This is a genomic window from Pedobacter montanisoli (assembly GCF_022809115.1).
GTDB lineage: Bacteria > Bacteroidota > Bacteroidia > Sphingobacteriales > Sphingobacteriaceae > Pedobacter > Pedobacter montanisoli.
This window is the reverse complement of the sequence record NZ_JALGBH010000002.1, coordinates 343,559-363,129: the sequence shown is the minus strand read 5'-3', so window position 1 is coordinate 363,129 and position 19,571 is coordinate 343,559. Positions and strand designations below refer to the sequence as shown.

At 36.6% G+C, this 19,571-nt stretch carries 11 protein-coding genes; 2 read left to right on the top strand and 9 right to left on the bottom strand.

Going from position 1 to position 19,571, the window contains the following annotated elements:
* Positions 1-86: 86 nt before the first annotated feature.
* From MMF97_RS09350 to MMF97_RS09320, 7 genes are all read right to left on the bottom strand, one after another.
* Complete coding sequence (locus MMF97_RS09350) at positions 87-1,556, bottom strand: S41 family peptidase (protein ID WP_243361804.1); 1,470 nt, start codon at positions 1,554-1,556, stop codon at positions 87-89.
* 77 nt (positions 1,557-1,633) lie between these two features.
* Positions 1,634-4,003, bottom strand: a complete 2,370-nt coding sequence (locus MMF97_RS09345) for an ABC transporter permease (protein WP_243361802.1) — start codon at positions 4,001-4,003, stop codon at positions 1,634-1,636.
* 103 nt (positions 4,004-4,106) lie between these two features.
* Complete coding sequence (locus MMF97_RS09340) at positions 4,107-6,476, bottom strand: ABC transporter permease (RefSeq protein WP_243361800.1); 2,370 nt, start codon at positions 6,474-6,476, stop codon at positions 4,107-4,109.
* A 148-nt stretch (positions 6,477-6,624) separates the two neighbouring features.
* Positions 6,625-8,988, bottom strand: a complete 2,364-nt coding sequence (locus tag MMF97_RS09335) for an ABC transporter permease (RefSeq protein WP_243361798.1) — start codon at positions 8,986-8,988, stop codon at positions 6,625-6,627.
* A gap of 169 nt (positions 8,989-9,157) precedes the next feature.
* Positions 9,158-11,530 carry an ABC transporter permease gene (locus tag MMF97_RS09330; RefSeq protein ID WP_243361795.1) on the bottom strand — a complete coding sequence of 791 codons (2,373 nt, stop codon included), beginning with the start codon at positions 11,528-11,530 and terminating at the stop codon, positions 9,158-9,160.
* Between the two features lie 78 nt (positions 11,531-11,608).
* Entirely contained in the window at positions 11,609-12,307 is a 699-nt protein-coding gene (locus MMF97_RS09325; protein WP_243361793.1) for an ABC transporter ATP-binding protein, read from the bottom strand.
* A 110-nt stretch (positions 12,308-12,417) separates the two neighbouring features.
* A complete protein-coding gene (locus tag MMF97_RS09320) occupies positions 12,418-13,662 on the bottom strand; it encodes an efflux RND transporter periplasmic adaptor subunit (protein ID WP_243361792.1) in 1,245 nt (414 codons plus the stop codon).
* A gap of 162 nt (positions 13,663-13,824) precedes the next feature.
* Here MMF97_RS09320 and MMF97_RS09315 point away from each other — a divergent pair, with 162 nt between their 5' ends.
* Both MMF97_RS09315 and MMF97_RS09310 read left to right on the top strand, forming a co-directional pair.
* Positions 13,825-15,195, top strand: a complete 1,371-nt coding sequence (locus tag MMF97_RS09315; RefSeq protein WP_243361790.1) for a sigma-54-dependent transcriptional regulator — start codon at positions 13,825-13,827, stop codon at positions 15,193-15,195.
* A 55-nt stretch (positions 15,196-15,250) separates the two neighbouring features.
* A complete protein-coding gene (locus MMF97_RS09310; RefSeq protein ID WP_243361788.1) occupies positions 15,251-16,609 on the top strand; it encodes a sensor histidine kinase in 1,359 nt (452 codons plus the stop codon).
* Positions 16,610-16,971: 362 nt separating this feature from the next.
* Here the strand turns inward: MMF97_RS09310 and MMF97_RS09305 are convergent, their stop codons facing one another.
* Both MMF97_RS09305 and dprA read right to left on the bottom strand, forming a co-directional pair.
* Positions 16,972-18,333 carry a pyridoxal-phosphate dependent enzyme gene (locus MMF97_RS09305; RefSeq protein WP_243361786.1) on the bottom strand — a complete coding sequence of 454 codons (1,362 nt, stop codon included), beginning with the start codon at positions 18,331-18,333 and terminating at the stop codon, positions 16,972-16,974.
* Between the two features lie 131 nt (positions 18,334-18,464).
* The gene (gene dprA / locus MMF97_RS09300) at positions 18,465-19,556 is read right to left on the bottom strand and encodes a DNA-processing protein DprA (protein WP_243361785.1); all 1,092 of its coding nucleotides are present in this window, start codon (positions 19,554-19,556) and stop codon (positions 18,465-18,467) included.
* Positions 19,557-19,571 lie beyond the last annotated feature (15 nt).

Sequence of the window (19,571 nt, the reverse complement as noted above, 5' to 3'; positions counted from 1 at the left end):
TTTGGTCTGGTTTTGTTGGTTCGTTGGTCGTTGGTTCGTTGGTTCGTTGGTCGTTCAATCCAACTAGGTCTTATCTCAAATGAGTACTATTTATTATTCAGTACCCCGCTTACAAATTCTACCCATTTGTATTTAGGAATAGATTCATCTATATAAAAATCGGGCTGTATGCCTATTTCATCTATCGGGAAATCAGGTATTCTTTTGCTTCTGCTTAACGAATAACCCAGTTCAAATTCTTTGCATGGTGAGGGTACAAAATACATGTTTGAGATATCGAGCACGCCGTGAGTTGTGGTACCAAAAAGTTTTACTTTTTTACTTTGTTTGGCTGCTAACAGAAACTGTTCATCTGTGCTTCCATTATTTTTATTGATAATGATGCCTACATTTTTAGGGTATTCATGTATAGTATCCAGCTTTTCTTCTGAAACGGGATATTTATTTAAGGACATAAAGGTTCCTAAGTGTTTTTCAAGTGTATCGTATGCTTTTTTTGCCCATTTTTTATCATCTTCATCAAAACCATACTCAGGTTTACTGATAAAATCGAGCATACGTTGGTTATTCAGTTTTGTTGAGTAATATTCTACTCCTACTGTTCTTATGGGGTTGGTGTAAATAAAAGGAATGATTTCTCCAAAACTCGAATCGCTACCGCCTGTACCGTAACGGATATCCAGTATCAGATTTTCTGTTTTTAAAATGGTTGCTCTGTGTAAGTTCAATACACTGTCTATATCTTTTTTACTGCTTACGTTAAACGACGGGATTCTGATATAAACGGTCTTATCATCCAGTTTCTCCATAAAAGGTTTTCTGGCCTCTATTATTCTCGAATAGGCTTTAATATCTTTATCCTCTTCTAACTTGGGATATACTCTTTTTAAGGCAGTATTTCCCAATTGCAATGTATTCTTACCAAAAGGTTCAACCTTATCTGATTCTACCGCACTATGATCACGCATATAAAAAGTAGAGTAAAGCTTATTGTTCTTATGGGTAACTTTAAGTTTTACTTGATCTTTTTTCCATGTATCAGCACCTGATTCGATGATAAATCCGATATAATCATTCTTTACTTTCTTGATTCCTATTTTATAAGGTTCGGTAACCCATATGCCTTCCAGATCCTGTTCTTTTTTATTAGCCAGATATTTTTCAAATTCAGGCAGATTAACCTTCAGCGTTTCCCAATTATCATAATTTGCCGAGCTGGTTGCAACTGCAGTTGTATTGGTATTATTATTTGAATTTTGGTTTGTTAACCTAATGGCAATATGCCCCGAACGGAAAAACTCCAACCATTCATAAAGTATAGGTGCACATTCGTTCAGCGTTTTAGCTGTTTTAATCTTCTCTAAAATTCTTTTGTTATGATCTTCGTATGCCTGTTTGCCTTTAACACTTAAAGCATACTTAAACCCGGCATCGTTCTCTTCAAACGTTTTCTTTACCCAATTGAAATTTTCTTCACAGTTACAGCTTTGCGCATAACCGTTAAAAAATCCCAATCCAATCATCAGTAAGGTTAGTATTAAAAATTTATGTTTCATTGTCTGTTCGTTTGTTATTGTTCGTTTGTCGTTTGTTTTAGGCTTCGGACTTCCGTCTTCAGACTTCACATCTTTATCTATTCATATTTCAAGGCGTCAACCGGTTTAGCTTTCACACTTTTTGAAGCTTGTATGCTCACAGTAAGCAAAGACAAACCCATAGTAATCAAAGCACTCAATACAAATGGAGTTACAGGCATATCTGCTCTGTAAGCAAAGGTTTCGAGCCATTTTTTGGTTAGCAAATAAGCTAAAGGCCAGCCCAGTAAATTGGCGATAAGCACAATAACAAAGAATGAGCTGTTTAACAGTTTTAAAATCTGTAAATCGGTAGCACCTAAAACTTTACGTACCGCAATTTCTTTATTGCGTGCATTGGTTACATATTTAGCAAAGGCAAACAAACCCAATACAGCTATAAATACGGTAAGCATAGCGGCTACAAAAAATATGGCCTGCAATTGTTCTTGTTTTTTAAACAAACGACCATACAATTCATCCAAAAACTGGTAACGGAAATGATCTCCATCTAACTTGTTAATAGACGACCATTGTCTTTTTAAGCCTTCTAATGCAGCAGACATCTGCTGGGCTTCTATCTTAATCAGGATTTCGAGTTTAGCATTACCGCAAGGATTGTTTAAGCTATAAATAGTAGGTTCTACCGCATTTTCAAATCCTTCTGATTTAAAATCTTTGATTACGCCTACAATCTTATAATCCATACTGCAACCTCTTATGGTTTTACCAATCGGATTTACCAAACCATATTTAGCAACGGCACTTTCGTTAAGAATAGCTGAGTTTACAGTATCTGATTTAAATGCCCTGTTAAAAAATCTGCCTTCTTTTAACGAAATACCTAAAGTTTCAAAGTAATCAAAATCAACATCCAAGAAACCAAGTGTTTCTTTCTTACCTTCGGCTGTATAACCATTCTTGCCCAACTTTGAACCATCAGGAATGGCATTTGCAACAGTTACCGATTTTACACCTGGTATTTGCATGATCTTTTCGCGAACGGGTTCAAAAACCTTAGGATCTGTGAAAAATGCCATGTTTTTTACAGCTACCACTTGCTCGGCTTTAAATCCTACATCTTGCGTTCGCATATATTTAAGCTGCGAATTAATAATAAACAGACCTACAATAAAGATAACTGCTACCGCAAACTGAAATACGAGCAAGCTGTTTTTAAGCCAGTAACTTTGTCTGCTGGTCTGAAAGTTACCTTTTAATACCAGAGCTGGTCTGAAACCCGAGAGAACCAACGCAGGATAGATACCGGCAATAAGAGTAATACCCATAATTATAGCTGGTAATTGCCAGAAAATAGCGGTATTGTTATGCCATATGTTAAGGTTGATTTCAAATAAGCTGTTAAATGCCGGCAGGATCAGTTCGGCCAATATAAGTGCCACCCCTCCGGCCACAATACATTGTATCAGTATTTCTGTGATGAACTGAAATACAAGCTGGTAACGGAAAACGCCCATTACTTTTTTTACACCTACTTCTTTAGCTCTTTTAGCTGCCTGTGCAATACTTAGGTTGGTAAAATTGATACAGGCTATAACTAACATCAATAAGCCCAGTACCGATATGGCCAGCACTACTTTATAGTTTGTATCTGTACCAGCTGTAGGTCTTAAATGCAAATTTTTCAAAGGATCAAGAAAAACATTAACGCTATTGATCTCTTTCCAATCTGGTTCGCCAAAAGCCTTTGCCGTATTGGCACGATACATTTTCTCTATTTTTTTAGTGAGTAAGGCAATATCTGTCCCAGGTTTTACCTGTATATAAGTGAAGTAATTGTTGTAACCATAATTTTCGCCTTTGCCCAGTTCTTTAACAACTGTCAGTACATCAAAATCTATATTTGAATGTGCATCTGTTTGGATAACACCGCTTATTTTTCCGGTATGTCCTGCAGATTTGCTTCCGAGCGAAACCATTTCAGGCTTATCATCTTTTTTACCCGGAAACAAGGTTTCCATATAAGGTTTATTGAGGTAAAAAATAAACTCATCGCCAGCCGGTTGCGTAAGACCATGTTCAGGTTTTATATTCAGGATCTTAGCTGCTTCGTACTCTATAAAAATGTGTTTCTTAGCAAATACGGTATTGGCATCTTTATTTATCGCAAATTCAAAGAAATTGTGCTTAATGGTTCCGGCCGCTTCAACTTCCGGAAAATTTGCTTTGATCTCTTTGCTTAATGATGGCGGAGTAAAATTTGTCTGGAAAGCAGATGATTTACGTCCAACTAAATAAATATGATTATAATTGGGATTGTCCTTATCAAAAGTAGTTTCATAAGTAACATAAATCATAAGGATCAGGAAAGCAGCCAATGCAATGGCAAGGCCTCCAATATTTATGGCAGTAATACTTTTGTTTCTCCAAAGATTACGTAATGCTATTTTTAAATTGAGTTTAAACATTTTTTTTGTGGTTTATGGTGTTTTACTCGATGTTTATTATTCGTCTTTCATTGGTCATTATTCGTTTTTTGTTTGTTTTAGGCTTTAGACTTCCGTCTTCAGGCTATTCATATTTCAGAGCATCAACAGGTTTAGCTTTCACAGCTTTATTGGTTTGTATGCTTACCGTAATAATGGTTAATAAAACAGTTACCACTGCACTTAACATAAAAGGCAAAACGGGCATATCAATTCGATAAGCAAAAGTTGAAAGCCATTTTTTGGTTAAAACATAGGCAAGTGGCCAGGATATTAAATTGGCAATTAATACCATAACAAAGAATGAAGAATTAATTAATTTCATAATCTGAAAGTTACTTGCACCTAATATTTTGCGAAGTGCTATTTCTTTGATTCTAACATTAGTGATATATTTTACGAAGGCAAAGAGTCCTAAAATGGCAATAAAAATAGTTAGCAGCGCTGCCGCAAAAAAGACCGTTTGCAATTGCTCTTGCTTTTTAAAAAGCTTACCATACATTTCATCCAGAAACAGATATCTGAAATCTTCACCATCTTGCTTATTAATATCAGACCATTGTGCTTTCAATGTAGCTAATGCACCAGCCATCATCTTCTGTTCAATTTTTAGCATGATTTGCATTTTGTTCCCTCCGCATGGTTCTTTAATGGTATAAATAGTAGGTTGAACAATATTTTCAAAACCTTGTGTTTTAAAATCTTTAACAACCCCAACAATTTTATAATCTATATTGCAACCTCTTATAGTTTGTCCGATTGGATTTTTTATACCATATTTAACCATGGCGCTTTCATTTATTACAGCAGAGTTTGCAGTATCTGTTTTAAATTCACGAGAAAAAAAACGCCCTTTTTTTAGCTTAATATCCAAAGTCTCGAAGTAATCAAAATCTACGCCCACAAAATCAATATTGGCTTTTATACCATTGGCCACGTAACTATTTACTCCATTTTGACCACTTGGTACAAAAGTGGCTACGGTTGCTGATTTTATACCCGGAATTTTTAGAATTTTTTCTCTAACTGGTTCAAATTTTAAAGGATCGTTAAAAATGGAAATGTTTTTAATATAAACCACTTCATCTGCTGTAAAACCTAAATCCTGACTTCGCATATACTTTAATTGCGAATTGATAATAAGTAAACTTATCATGAAAACAACAGCAATACTGAACTGAAAAACTATCAAACTATTACGCAACACATAACTTTGTTTGCTAGTAGAAAAATTACCTTTTAAAACCAATATAGGTTTAAACCCAGATAAAATTATTGCCGGATAAATACCTGCAATAAGTGTAATTACAGATAAAATTAGTGGTAGTTGCCAAAACAAATCGTTACCCAAATGCCAAATCGATAATTGTACTTGAAACAGTGTATTGAAGCTTGGTAACACCAATTCTGCTAAAATTAAAGCCAAAATGATAGCAGCAAAACATTGCATAAAAATCTCAATAAGAAATTGTGTGATCAATTGGAAACGAAAAGCTCCCATAACTTTTTTAACACCAACTTCTTTGGCACGCTTAGTGGCTTGTGCAATACTCAGGTTAGTAAAATTAATGCAGGCTATTAGCAAAATCAACAAGCCCAAAACTGAAATCGCAATGAGTATTTTATATGGAGTGTTATTACCAGCTTTTGGCTTTAAATGCAAACTCGATAGTGGATCTAAAAATGTAGAAATGCCTTTTAGTTCATCCTTACTTCCCCCTACTTTATTTTTTAGTAATTCTGCTCTATAGAGATCAGTGATTTTTCGTTCTAAACTTAATACATTAACGCCAGGTTTTAGCTGTAGATAAATGGTATAATCGTTCATGTCATAGTTATCACGATTACCTAATTTATTGCTAATAGAAACACCATCGAAATTAAAGTTAGAATGAGGATCATTTTTTATTGACCCAGCTATTATTCCGGTTATCCCTAAATTACTTGCTCCAAATCCAACTATCTCCGGTTTATTATCCTTTTTATCAGGAAAGAGTATTTTCATGCTTTCATTACTTAAATAATTAAGTCTTTCTGCATCTCCAGATGGTTTTACAAGACCGCCACTGGGGTTGATGTTGAGAATTTTGGCCGCATTGCAATCAACAGTGAGAATTTTACTCGTAAAAAGTGTATTTCCCCCATTTTTAATTGTCAACTCAAAAGAGCTACCCTTAACAAGGCCAACTCTATCTACTTCAGGAAAATTTTGTTTGATAGCTACTGCAAATGGCGCAGGGGCATAATCAGTTTTAAATTCTGGATAATTTATTCCAACAATATAAACATGATCATAATTCGGATTTTCCTTATCAAAACTAGTTTCATAAGTAAAATATAACATGACCAAAACAAAGGCTGCCAAAGCAATAGCTAATCCACCAATATTTATGGCTGTAATCCCTTTATTTTTCCAAAGGTTACGCAAGGCTATTTTTAAATTGAGTTTAAACATTTTTGTGGTTATGTGTTTTTTACTCGTTTTTTATCGGTCGTTTTTCGTCTTTCGTTGATTGTTATTCGCTTATCGTTGGTTGTCTTTTCGGACTCCCGACCTTTAATTTTTGGCTTCGGACTTCCGTCTCCAGACTTTACATCTTTATCTATTCATATTTTAGCGCATCTACCGGATTTGATTTAGCCACTTTTACCGACTGGATACTTACCGTAAGGATGGCCACAAGAATAGAAAGACTGATGGCGATCAGGAAAGGAATAACCGATAAACTAACATGGTACTCAAAACCGATAAGCCATTTATTAATAATGATATAGGCCAGTGGAAAAGCCACCGCATTAGCAATAATTACCAGAACAATAAACTCCTTATTTAACAAAGTAAGAATGTTGCCTGTACTTGCGCCCAGTACTTTACGGATACTGATTTCTTTTTTACGCTGTGTAGCCATATACAGAGCCAGACCTAATAAACCTAAACAAGAGATAAATATGGCCAAGCCGCCAAACCAGTTGGCCAGTGTTCCTAACAGTTTCTCATCATTCAGTTTACTCTCAAATTTTTCGCTCACAAACTTGATTTCAGCTGGATATGCTGGATTAACTTCTTTAATGATGTTTTTTATTTTTTCTACCGAGTTTGTAGCATTATTTTCAGGGTTAAGTCTTACAATAATTGTATTAGCCGCACTTGGGTTTTGCATTACGACTAAGGGCATAGGTTTTTTATACGGGCTGCCCATTACATAATCGTTAAGTACCCCTATTATTTTGTATTTGTCATCGCCCCAAGAAACGATTTGCCCAACAGGTTTTTCCATTCCCATTGTTTTAACCATGGCTTCGTTTACCATAACACTTGCCGTATCTTTAAATTCTTTGGCAAAGTCTCTACCTTGCAAAAGGCTCATGCCTGTGGTTTTGGTAAAATCTAAATTGGTAAACCTAAAATTTACCAACACAATGTCTTTTTCATTTTTGCCAGGCCAGCTAAAACCATAGGTATTGTTACCCGATCCGGTTAAAGAAGTGCTGTATTCTGTAAAATCGGTTATTGCGCCCGATTTAATCAACAAGTCTTTTAAAACCTTGCGCTTGCCCTCATTGTCTAACTCTCCCTCTGCTTTTATTTCTAGCAAGTTTACGCTGTTATAACCTATAGGTTTGTTTTTGATATAAGTTAACTGCTGGTAAATTACCACCGTACATATAATTAAACAGGCAGAAAAAGCAAACTGAAACACCACCAAAAACTTACGTACAGAGAGTGATCCGCTACCGCCAAGCTTAAAACCTTTAAGTACTTTAACAGGTTCAAAAGACGATAAATAAAATGCTGGATAGCTTCCTGAAACTATTCCGGTAATTAATGCCAAGCCTATAAAAACTGTCCAGAAATAAACATCTGTATAATTGATTTTAAGTGTAATGCCCAACAAATTGTTAAAATAAGGTAAGCTGACTTCTATCAACACAAATGCTACCAATGTACTGAACAGGGCAATTAGAACCGATTCTAACATAAACTGCCCAACAAGATTTCCCCTAGTAGATCCTATGGCCTTGCGCACCCCAACTTCTCTCGCTCTTTTCTCTGATTTTGCCGTTGAAAGATTCATAAAATTGATACAGGCGATCAGCAAGATGCTAAATGCCAAGATCAGGAATATTCTAAGGTTATCTATTTTACCACCAACAGAAACTCCGTTTTCAAATTTGCTGTACAGATGCCATTTTTTTAAAGGGAACATCATGGCTTCGTTGTTCGTTTCTGGATTACTGGCCTTTATCATTCCTTTTAGATGATTATTAGCCGTATTAAAGAACTTATTATCCTTTAATTGGATAAACAACATGCAATAATTATTGCCCCATCCGCTGTTTTTTACCCATGGATTTATTTTTTCGTACAATGCCCACGAAGTGATCATATCGGCACTGATGGATGAGTTTTTAGGTAAATCTTGGATAACTGCTTCTACTTTAAGAGGTTCTTTATTATCGTATTTGATCACTTTACCAATAGGATCTTCTGTATTAAAAAGAATTTTGGCAAGCGTTTCGGTAAGAACAACTCCATCAGGGTTTTTTAACAGATCTTTTGGATTGCCTTTAAGTACCTTATAATCAAAGATCTTTAAAAAGTCTGGATCGGCAGAAACAACTTCTTTCTTAATATTGTTGTTATTATATGAAAGAAGAGTTTCTTCTGGATAGGCTACACGGGTAACCGCAGCTACGCCGTTAACTTTTTCTCTAACTTCTTTTTCCATTACTCCTGAAACGGCCACAAAACTAAACGTTTGCGTAGGCGTTTTCTGGTTGTTATAGACTACATAGGTCTTGTCGTAATTGGTAAATTGCTTGTCATAGCTCCATTCATAAGCTACATAAAGCAGCAATATCATACAACTGGCTAAACCAATGGCCAAACCGCCAATATTGATCAGTGAAAAACCTTTATTTTTCCAAAGGTTACGTAAAGCTATTTTTAAATTCAGTTTAAACATGTGTGTGTTTGTTTATTCGTTTTTCCGTTGTTCGTTTGTCGTTTATTTCGTTGTTCGCTTGTCGTTGTTTGCTTGTCATTTATTTGTTCGTTGGTCGTCTTTCAGTCTTCTGACTTCTGACTTCTGACTTCTGTCTCCGGACTTCTGTCTCCGGACTTCCGTCTTCAAACTACTCGTATTTCAAAGCATCAACCGGGTTGGCCTTGGCCGATTTAAAAGCCTGAAAACTAATAGTGATCAATGCTAAAGACAGGGTTCCGAATGCAGCAACCGGTACAATCCACCAACTGATTTCTGTATGGAACTCAAACTGGCTTAACCATTTGTTCATGGCGTAGTAACTCAATGGTACGGCTATAACCACAGCAACCAAAATCATTTTTACAAACGAAACGGATAAAAGCTGCATCAGGTTAGCTACTGATGCACCCAGTACTTTACGCACTCCAAACTCTTTGGTACGTTGTTCTGCGCTGTAAGCCACCAGACCAAATAAACCTAAACAGGAAACGAAAATGGCCAGTCCGCCAAAAAGGTTAGCCAAAATGCCTAAGGTTTTTTCGGCATTGTATTTTTCTGCATATACATTGTTAAGGAAATTGATCTCAACCGGATAGGCAGGATTTAGTGATTTTGCGATCTGACTAATGGTATTGATGTTATCGGCCAAAGTACGTGTTTCGTTTAAACGCATCGTAATAGTGCCTCTACGGTTTGGATCTAAAAACACAACCATTGGGTTATTGGCTTTATAAGGCGAATCCCATACGTAGTCATCAAAAACCCCTATAATATTAAGTTTACTACCAAAAACGGTAATCGTTTTACCCAGCGGATCTTTGTAACCAAATGTTTTCACTGCTGAAGCACTTACCAGAACACCCAGCGAATCTGAAGCGAACTGTTCTGAAAAATCTCTTCCTTCTAACAGTTTAATGCCATTGGTTTTAAGGAAATCATAAGAAGTAGCAACCTGATTAAACATTACCCTGTTTTCAGGCTGTGTCATGCCTTCCCATTTGATATCCAAAAAATTAGCTCCATGATGCGAAAGACTTACCGACGACTGGAACATAGAAGTAACAGCTCCAGATTTCAACAGTTCACTTTTTAAGACATCATATTTGGTTTTAAGTTCTCCGTCTTGAGGCATTTCTACCAAAGCGTTGATATTAAAACCCACAGGTCTGTTTTTTACATATTGTATCTGACGGTAAATAACCAAGGTTGAAATGATCAGAATGATAGCAAAACAAAACTGAGCTACTACCAAAACCTGTCTTAAGCTGATTTTAGCCCACCCGCTACCTCTAATTTTGCGTTTAAGGTTCTGAATTGGGTTAAAAGCCGATAGATAAAAAGCGGGATAGCTTCCTGCTATTAAACCGGTTATAAACACAATACCTAAAATGCCTACCCAATTTAAAGCATTAAAATAGTGCATACTTAACTTAATGTTCAGTAAGCCGTTAAAAGTTGGCAAACTAACCTCTAGCAATACAATTGCAATAATTACCGCAACAAAAGCCATCAGCATTGACTCGGTTAAGAATTGCGTAATTAACGAAACCCGGTTTGCACCTATTGTTTTCTTTATTCCTACTTCTTTTGCCCGTTTTTCTGATTTGGCAGTAGCCATGTTCATGAAATTGATACAGGCAATTAATAAAATGCCAAAAGCAAGCCCCATAAATAACCTGATCTGCTCAATAGCACCCCCAACACTTTTGCCGTTTTCAAACTTACTGTATAAATGTAGCTTGCTTAAAGGAAATAAAGACTGCGATTGAAAGCTATCTCTGGTATTTTTTCTGATGACCTCTTTAATTTTTTGGTTAACCAACTCCGCATCAGTACCCGGTTTTAATCTAACCAAAGTAACATAGCTATAACTCTCCCAATTGAGCGTTTGTGCCATTGGATCGAGCGTACCCAACAATGACCAGGGCATGAGATAATCAAATTTATTTGAGCTATTATCTGGCTGGTCTTTAATTACTGCCGTAACGTTTAAATCCAGTTTATCCTGAAAACGAACAGTTTTATTCAATACATCTGTGGTACCAAACAATATTTTTGCCGTGCTTGCTGTAAGCACCACTGAGTTTAGATCTTTCAGTGCAGTTTCAGGATTACCCTGAATAAATGTATAATCATACATTTTAAAAATATCAGACTCGGCAAATTTTGAATTACGTTTAAAGGAATTGGTTCCGTTAGCTATCAGGCTCTTCCTGCCATAATCCATGCGGCTCATATACTCAATTTCAGGAATATCCTGTTTAATAGCGGGGCCAAATGCACTTACAGAGCCTTCAAAAGTTCCTGCTATTTTCCCGTCATCGCCGGGTATATTAGTCATTGTAGTATAAACGTCTGCCGAATTTTTGGCCTGCTTGTCAAAATTCCACTCATAGCTTACATATAGCAGCAACATTAAGCAGGCAGCCAAACCTATGGCCAGGCCGGTAATGTTTATGAAAGAAGCAGTTTTGTTCTTCCATAAGTTACGCAAAGCGATTTTGAGGTTTAGTTTGAACATGTGTGTTGTTTGTTTATTCGTTGTTCGTCTGTCGTTGTTCGTTGTTAGCTTTGGGCTTTAAGCTTTCTACTTCAAACTTTAGATCAGTTCTTCTGTTTTACCTTTATTTAGTTTTTCAGAAATTACATGACCATCTTTAAGGTTGATGATCCTGTCTGAGAAGCTGGCATCGTGGCTTGAGTGGGTTACCATTACAATAGTTGTTCCCTGCTCATTCAACTCGCATAGTAATTCCATTACCTCGTTACCATGGCTACTGTCTAAGTTACCAGTAGGCTCATCGGCTAAAATCAGTTTAGGTTTAGTTACAAGCGCTCTTGCTACAGCTACACGTTGTTGCTGTCCGCCTGATAATTGTTGAGGAAAATGCCCTTTACGGTTAACAATATTCATACGTTCAATGATCTCGTTCACCAACTTTTTACGCTCAGAAGCAGCTACTTTATTGTAGATCAATGGCAGTTCAATGTTCTCAAATACACTCAATTCATCAATAAGGTTAAAGTTCTGGAATACAAAGCCCATGTTTCTTTTTCTGAAATTAGAACGCTCCTTATCATTTAAGGTAAGCAACTCGGTATCTATAAACTTGTAGCTTCCTTTTTCGGGTTTATCCAATAAACCCATAACATTTAATAAAGTAGATTTACCGCATCCAGAAGGGCCCATAATGGAAACAAATTCACCTTCTCTAATTTTGAAATTAATACCATTCAACGCAGTGGTTTCAATTTCTTCGGTTTTGTATATCTTTTCCAGATTCTCTATTGTGATCATATTTTAAGGTTTTTAATTTCATTTATTCAAGGTATAATAAGTTGGCGCCCTGTTCAACGCACCTGATTCAGGGCTTAACCAACCTAAAATTATCCTTTGGTTTATTTGGTTTATTTAGTGATTTCTAACATATCGTACTGGTTAAACAAATCGTAAGATGAGGTTACCACGTTCTCTCCTTTTTGCAAGCCTTCAAGAACTTCATAATACAGGTAATTTTTACGTCCTATCTTTACGTTACGTTTGGTTGCTTTTCCATCTTTTTCTACAAATACCCAGTTGCCTCCGGTACTTTGGAAAAATTGCCCCTGTGATAATAACAACGATTTACTATTATCTGAAAGTGTTAATTTGGTTTGCATAGACAAACCTCTTCTCAGGTTCTCAGGCGCTTTGCCATCAAATACCATTTCTACCTGAAACTGACCGGCTGTTACTTCTGGTATAACTTTGTTTACTTTTAATTTGTAAGTCTGTCCGTCAAACTCGCAATGTGCACTTTGTCCTTCTTTAACACGGTTGATATAATACTCATCCACACCAGCCTGTAGTTTATAACCTTGCAGAACATCAATTTTACCCAACATCTCGTTAGCTGAATAAGATTTACCAATTACCGGATCATAAGACGACAATCTTCCTGATACCGGAGCTTTAATGGTCATGTTCTCTATATTTTGTCTGATCAGTTCTAAACTTTCATTCATACGACCTATAGAGCTTTCGATCTGCTGCAACTGCATTCCACGACTTTGGTTCTCTTGTTTAATGGCTTGCTGCAAAAGTGATTTACGTCCTTTATAATAATCGTAATCTTGCGATGACATGGTAAATTCTTCTCTGGTAATTACCTTGCGTTCAAATAAGATACTATCTGCTTTAAATTTACGGGTAGCCGAACGCAGCTTGTTATCGATATCCATCATATCTTGCAACATAACACGTTGGTTCTGCTCTAGGTCTAAGCGTACTTTACGCAATTGGTTAATTTGTTCGGTTATACTGGTTTCGCTAGAGGTATAACTTGCCAAAGCGTTAGGATTTGCTATTCTTAATAAAGGTGTACCCTCTTTTACAAATGATCCGTTTTCAGTAAAGATTTGTGCTACTGTTCCACCTTCGCTTGAGCTTACAATTACAGAAGTTAAAGGCACAACACTGGCATTAAGCAGCACCACATCTTCAAAATCTCCATATTCTACTTTACTCAATGTAATCTTATCAGCTTCGACCCTGTAAACCTTGTTTAATGATAAGCGATATCCGTAAGCAACCAATGCAATAAAAACAATAGCTGCAACCATGATGATAATGGTTTTGCGGTTAAATTTTTTCTTCTCTATTACTTTGTCCATGAATTTTTTAAACGTTACCTGCATTTTGCCAAGTTTATGCCAATACACACAAAAAATAGTAAACAACTGTAAATCAGAAACATAAATACAATTATCAAAAATAAGGTGTCCGTTATTGAACATTTACTGTGCAGCAACGTACACTTCCATTATTTTTGTAGCATGATAGAGAGTAATATTCTTGTAATTGATGACGATGACGACATTTTACTGAGTGCCAAGCTTTTTTTAAAACTGCATTTCAGGAATGTGATCACCTGTAAATCTCCCAAAGAAATCAATGTATTGTTAAGTACCAACGATATAGACCTCATCTTACTGGACATGAATTATCAGAAAGGAGCCAGCGATGGCCGTGAAGGGCTTTACTGGCTTGAACATATTCTTTCTATCGACAAAGATTATGTAGTAATATTGATGACTGCCTTTGGAAGTGTTGAACTGGCTATACAAGCCATTAAAAAAGGAGCAACAGACTTTATTCTTAAACCCTGGGAAAACGATAAACTGTTTGCCACGCTGTCTGCCGCATCAAAACTTACCCAGTCTAAAAAGAAAGTTAAAAAACTCGAAAGGATACAAAGTTCTCTTCATACTGATATTGCCCGCAAATTTGAAAATATAATAGGCGACAGTACCGATATCCAGCTTTTGCAAAAGAATTTGCTTAAAGTTGCCCCTACCGATGCCAATGTGCTGATCCTCGGGGAAAATGGAACAGGAAAACAGGTATATGCCTATGAGATCCATAAAAAATCATTGCGCAATCAGCAGATTTTTATGCATGTTGATCTGGGTTCGTTAAATGAGAACTTATTTGAAAGCGAATTGTTCGGTTATGCCAAAGGCGCATTTACCGATGCCAAAGAAGACCGCCCCGGAAGATTTGAAATGGCCGAAGGTGGTACTATATTTTTAGATGAAATCGGTAACCTATCCTTAACCCTGCAAACCAAATTGCTTTCGGTATTACAAAATAGAACAGTAACCCGCTTGGGCGAAAGCAAAGAAAGACCTATTAATGTAAGGCTGATCGCAGCTACCAATATGCCTTTAAATGAAATGGTAGCCAAAGGAACATTCAGACAGGATTTACTGTTTCGTATCAATACAGTAGAATTGCTGTTACCAGCTTTAAGAAAAAGAGGAGACGATATACAGGTACTTGCTAAACATTTTATTGATGTTTTTAGCAATAAATACCATAAGCCCGCCAAATCTTTAACCTTACAAGCCAAAAAGGCCTTACAGGAATACAGCTGGCCTGGCAACGTAAGAGAATTGCAACATGTTATTGAGCGTGCCACCATCATGTCTGAAAATTTTGAGATTACGGAAGATGACCTGCAATTATCACCTCATAAATTTAATCACCAGCAGGCCGTACCTATGGATTTACCTTTGGAAGAAATGGAAAAAGCTATGGTAGCCAAAGCTATAGAAAAACACAAAGGCAATATATCGCGTGCTGCAGCAGAATTAGGCTTAACCAGAGCTGCACTCTACAGACGTATCGAGAAATTTGGCTTATAATTTTGTCACTTGTAACTTTAAACAAAATTTAACAGAGAAAGAATCATTTAACTATATGTTCTACCAGCGTTTTACTTTCAGACTTATTGTTAAGCTTTTATTCATCAATCTGCTGGCAATTGTCTTATTTTTCTTAATCCGTGAAACGCAATTATGGTTTACCATTATAGGTATAGGCCTTGTGCTGATCATTGCCATTATTTCTTTATATTATTATATCAATCAGATCAAAGAAGATATCCGCCGCTTTACACTGGCGGTTAAAACCAAAGATCATACCTTAAATTTTAGGAATAAAGCTACCCGAGGTAGTTTTCCGGAATTATATGAATCTTTTAATGAGATTATTGATGTACACAAAAATGTTCAGTTAGAACAGGATGCCATAGCTCTGCTCATTAAAACCATATTGGAACAGGTTCCGGTTGGTGTAGTGGTTTTAAAAACACAAACTAGCGATTGGGAAAAGGCACAGATTGCCTTTTTTAACCTGGCTGCAAGTAATTTATTAGGTGTACCTTCTTACAGTTACTGGCATCGGTTTAAACAACATTTGCCCCATTTTGCGGTAGAAATTGAAAAAATAGCACAAGGGGGCAAGAGATTTTTAGAGCTTAAGATCCATGAAAAAATTGTGCAGTTATCTATAGAAGTTATTCCTTTAAATCTATATGGCGCTGATTACAAAATCATTTCTTTTAAAAATATCAAAGATGAGATTGAGCAGAAAGAAACCGAAGCCTGGAATCGTTTGGTGGGTGTGATTTCTCACGAAATCTTAAATTCAATTACCCCAATCAGCTCTTTATCTGATACTGCCAACCAGATGATTACGCATAAAGATCATTTAAATGAGGAAGAATTAACTGATCTTAAATCAGCTTTACAAACCATTAAAAAGAGATCAGAAGGTTTATTGCAATTTGTGAATGATTACAGGCTTATAGCCGAATTGCCTACGCCTAACCGGGAAGCGATTACCCTGAGCGAGATTTTAAATCATATCAAAACACTGATGCTGCCTATGGTTAAATCTAAGGGCATTGTTTTCGATGTAAAAAACACTTCATCTAAAATTACGTTGATGATAGATTTTAAACTGATTGAACAAGCTTTGATTAATCTGATCACCAATAGCATTTATGCATTGGAAGAAACAGAGCATCCATGCATAGAGGTCAATTATCATCTTGCAGACAATAAGATACACCTGAATGTTACAGATAACGGCCGTGGCATTGAGCCGGAGAAAATTGATAAACTCTTTGTGCCTTTTTACACTACGAGAAAGAATGGTTCTGGTATTGGATTAACCATTACACGTAACATCATGAAAATGCACAATGGCAATATAGAAGTGGTTTCTGAACCATATAAACACACCACTTTTTCTTTGATTTTCAATTACCAGTAGTTCTGTATAACTGGTTAATTGTTGAAATTGGTTAATTGGTTAATTGAAATTACATTAAGATAGACCCTGAAATAAATTCAGGGTGACGCCGCTATTATCGTCATGCTGAACTGGTTTCAGCATCTTAAAAAGTAGTCACTCAAAGGTCACCTTAATATGCTGACTTGGAGCAAAGCCATAAAGTAAAACGAGTTCAGCATGACGTATAGGTTCAGCATGACGGTAAGTAAAGGTCAACAACAGTGTCACGCTGTCCCGATAGCTATCGGGATTGTCGAAGCCTACATTTCGACAACTTGTTCCGAATTAAATCGGGAGGTTCAATGTGACAAGGACAGGCTCAATGTGACAATAGACTTTAATTAACCCTTAATGGCATTGATAATATCATATTGAGTAATGATATCAAAACGTCCGTCTGGTAGTTCAACTAAAACAGCGCTGTTCTCTTTGTTGATCAATGATGATATTTTATCAATAGAGGTGTTCAGATCCACAAAAGGAAATGAAGAAGTCATGATACTCTCAACAGGTGCCGATTTAAGGCTTGGATTTTCCAGTAGTGCTTTTAAAATATCTCCCTCGGCCAGTTTACCCACAAACATACCTTTCTGCGTAACCGGAATTTGAGAAATATTTAACGTGTTCATGGTATTAATTGCCTCAGAAATTGTTTTCTCACAATCGATACTTATAATTTCTGAGCTTTCTTTCTTAGCCAGAATTGTACTTGCCGTAAGTTTTTCATCTTTTAAAAACCCTCTTTCGCGTAACCAATCTTCATTATACATCTTACCCATATAACGGCTTCCGTGGTCATGGAAAATCACAACTACTACATCTTCGGGTTTTAACTGGTCTTTTAACTGCAATAAACCTGCTATTGCCGCTCCAGCTGAATTTCCTACAAAAATCCCTTCCTGTCTGCAAATTTCACGGGTCATTAAGGCGGCATCTTTATCTGTTACTTTTTCAAATAAATCAATGGTATCAAAATCCACATTTGCAGGTAAAAAGTCTTCGCCAATACCTTCGGTTATATAGGGATAGACCTCATTTTTATCAAAAATACCCGTCTCTTTATATTTCTTAAATACCGAGCCATAGGTATCTATACCCCATACTTGTATATTCGGATTTTTCTCTTTTAAGTATTTACCTGTACCCGAAATGGTTCCACCAGTACCTACACCAACTAAAAGATGGGTAATCTTGCCCTCAGTCTGCTCCCATATCTCTGGTCCTGTCTGCTCATAATGCGCCTGAGAATTGCTCAGGTTATCGTATTGGTTAGGCTTCCATGAATTTGGCACTTCGCGTTCTAACCTTGAAGAAACTGAATAATATGAACGCGGATCTTCGGGTTCAACGTTGGTAGGACAAACAATTACTTCGGCTCCAAAAGCACGTAAAGCATCTACTTTTTCTTTAGATTGCTTATCTGTAGTGGTAAAAATACATTTGTAACCTTTTATAATAGCGGCCATAGCCAGTCCCATACCGGTGTTACCAGAGGTTCCTTCTATAATGGTACCACCCGGTTTTAATTTTCCGCTTTTCTCGGCATCTTCAATCATTTTAAGCGCCATACGGTCTTTAATAGAGTTACCAGGATTGGTTGTTTCTATTTTGGCCAAAACCGTAGCAGGAATATCTTTAACGATTTGATTAAGTTTTACCAATGGCGTGTTGCCAATGGTTTCTAGAATATTGTTATACCACATGCTGCAAAAATAAGGATATGCTTTTAGTATTAAGGTAATTATAAAGCAATTAGAATATTATTTTAACGAGATTTTTAGCAGAAAATTTTATTTCATTTTTAACCTTAAAAGTCAGGCGAAAAAGTGATTAATTAGGCAAGCTTATAAATTTTACCCGGCAAAGAAACGATTACACCTTTCATTTCCAGCATGAGCAGTTGAACAGCCAGCTTACTTTGCTGAATGTTCAGTTTAATCTGTAAATCATCTACACTTAAGAGTTTTTCTGTCAATGCATTTACAATCAATTGCTCTTCTTTAGACAGATTAAGCGTTAAAACGGCCTGTTGTACAGGTTCAGGATTTAACGGCCTTTCCCAGCCCATATAATACATCAGATCTTTGGCCTGATGAATTAAAGCTGCCCTATTGGTCTTGATTAAAAAATTGCATCCTTTTGAATACTCATCTGTTGTACGCCCCGGATAAGCAAATACATCCCGGTTGTATGAATTGGCAATTTCTGCGGTAATTAAAGCCCCTCCTTTAGCAGATGCCTCAACAACTACAATAGCATCGGCCATACCTGCAATGATCCTGTTTCGTTTAGGAAAATTTTCTCTGTCGGGATTGGTACCGGGCAAGTATTCTGTAAGTAAGCCACCATTCTTCGCCATTTTTCTGGCCAGTTCTGCATGGCTGGCAGGATATATGCGATCTAAGCCATGGCCCAAAACACCCACAGTAGGTATATCGCAATTTAAGCTTTCTTTATGCGCTATGGCATCTATACCATAAGCCAGGCCACTAACAGTAAGCACATTTTGCTCACGCAAGCCCTCTAAAAGATCTTTACATAACTGTTTGCCATAAGTTGTGGCATTACGTGTACCCACAATGCTAACTACGCGTTTATGGTTAAGATTGGCATTGCCTTTATAATACAAGATCAAAGGTGCATCAATGCAATTGCGCAAACGTTTAGGATATTGCTCATCTGCATAGAATAAGACTTCTATCTTGTGTCTTTCTATGAAATTAAGCTGTTCTTCTGCTTTTTTAAGAGCTGTGGTCTGCAAAATTGCCTTGGCGGTTTTCTCACCTACACCTTCTGTCTGTACAAGCTGATGATGTTTAGCATCAAATACAGCTTGTGCCGTTCCGAATTTCTGAAGCAGGTTTTTAGAAAGCCGCGGCCCTACACCGTGGATCATTGAAAGCGCTATCTTAAATTGCATATCCATAGGATGATAAAGCCG

Coding starts and splice junctions, on each gene's coding strand:
- MMF97_RS09350 (WP_243361804.1), bottom strand. CDS start 1,556: ATGAAACATAAATTTTTAATACTAACCTTACTGATGATTGGATTGGGA.
- MMF97_RS09345 (WP_243361802.1), bottom strand. CDS start 4,003: ATGTTTAAACTCAATTTAAAAATAGCATTACGTAATCTTTGGAGAAAC.
- MMF97_RS09340 (WP_243361800.1), bottom strand. CDS start 6,476: ATGTTTAAACTCAATTTAAAAATAGCCTTGCGTAACCTTTGGAAAAAT.
- MMF97_RS09335 (WP_243361798.1), bottom strand. CDS start 8,988: ATGTTTAAACTGAATTTAAAAATAGCTTTACGTAACCTTTGGAAAAAT.
- MMF97_RS09330 (WP_243361795.1), bottom strand. CDS start 11,530: ATGTTCAAACTAAACCTCAAAATCGCTTTGCGTAACTTATGGAAGAAC.
- MMF97_RS09325 (WP_243361793.1), bottom strand. CDS start 12,307: ATGATCACAATAGAGAATCTGGAAAAGATATACAAAACCGAAGAAATT.
- MMF97_RS09320 (WP_243361792.1), bottom strand. CDS start 13,662: ATGGACAAAGTAATAGAGAAGAAAAAATTTAACCGCAAAACCATTATC.
- MMF97_RS09315 (WP_243361790.1), top strand. CDS start 13,825: ATGATAGAGAGTAATATTCTTGTAATTGATGACGATGACGACATTTTA.
- MMF97_RS09310 (WP_243361788.1), top strand. CDS start 15,251: ATGTTCTACCAGCGTTTTACTTTCAGACTTATTGTTAAGCTTTTATTC.
- MMF97_RS09305 (WP_243361786.1), bottom strand. CDS start 18,333: ATGTGGTATAACAATATTCTAGAAACCATTGGCAACACGCCATTGGTA.
- dprA (WP_243361785.1), bottom strand. CDS start 19,556: ATGGATATGCAATTTAAGATAGCGCTTTCAATGATCCACGGTGTAGGG.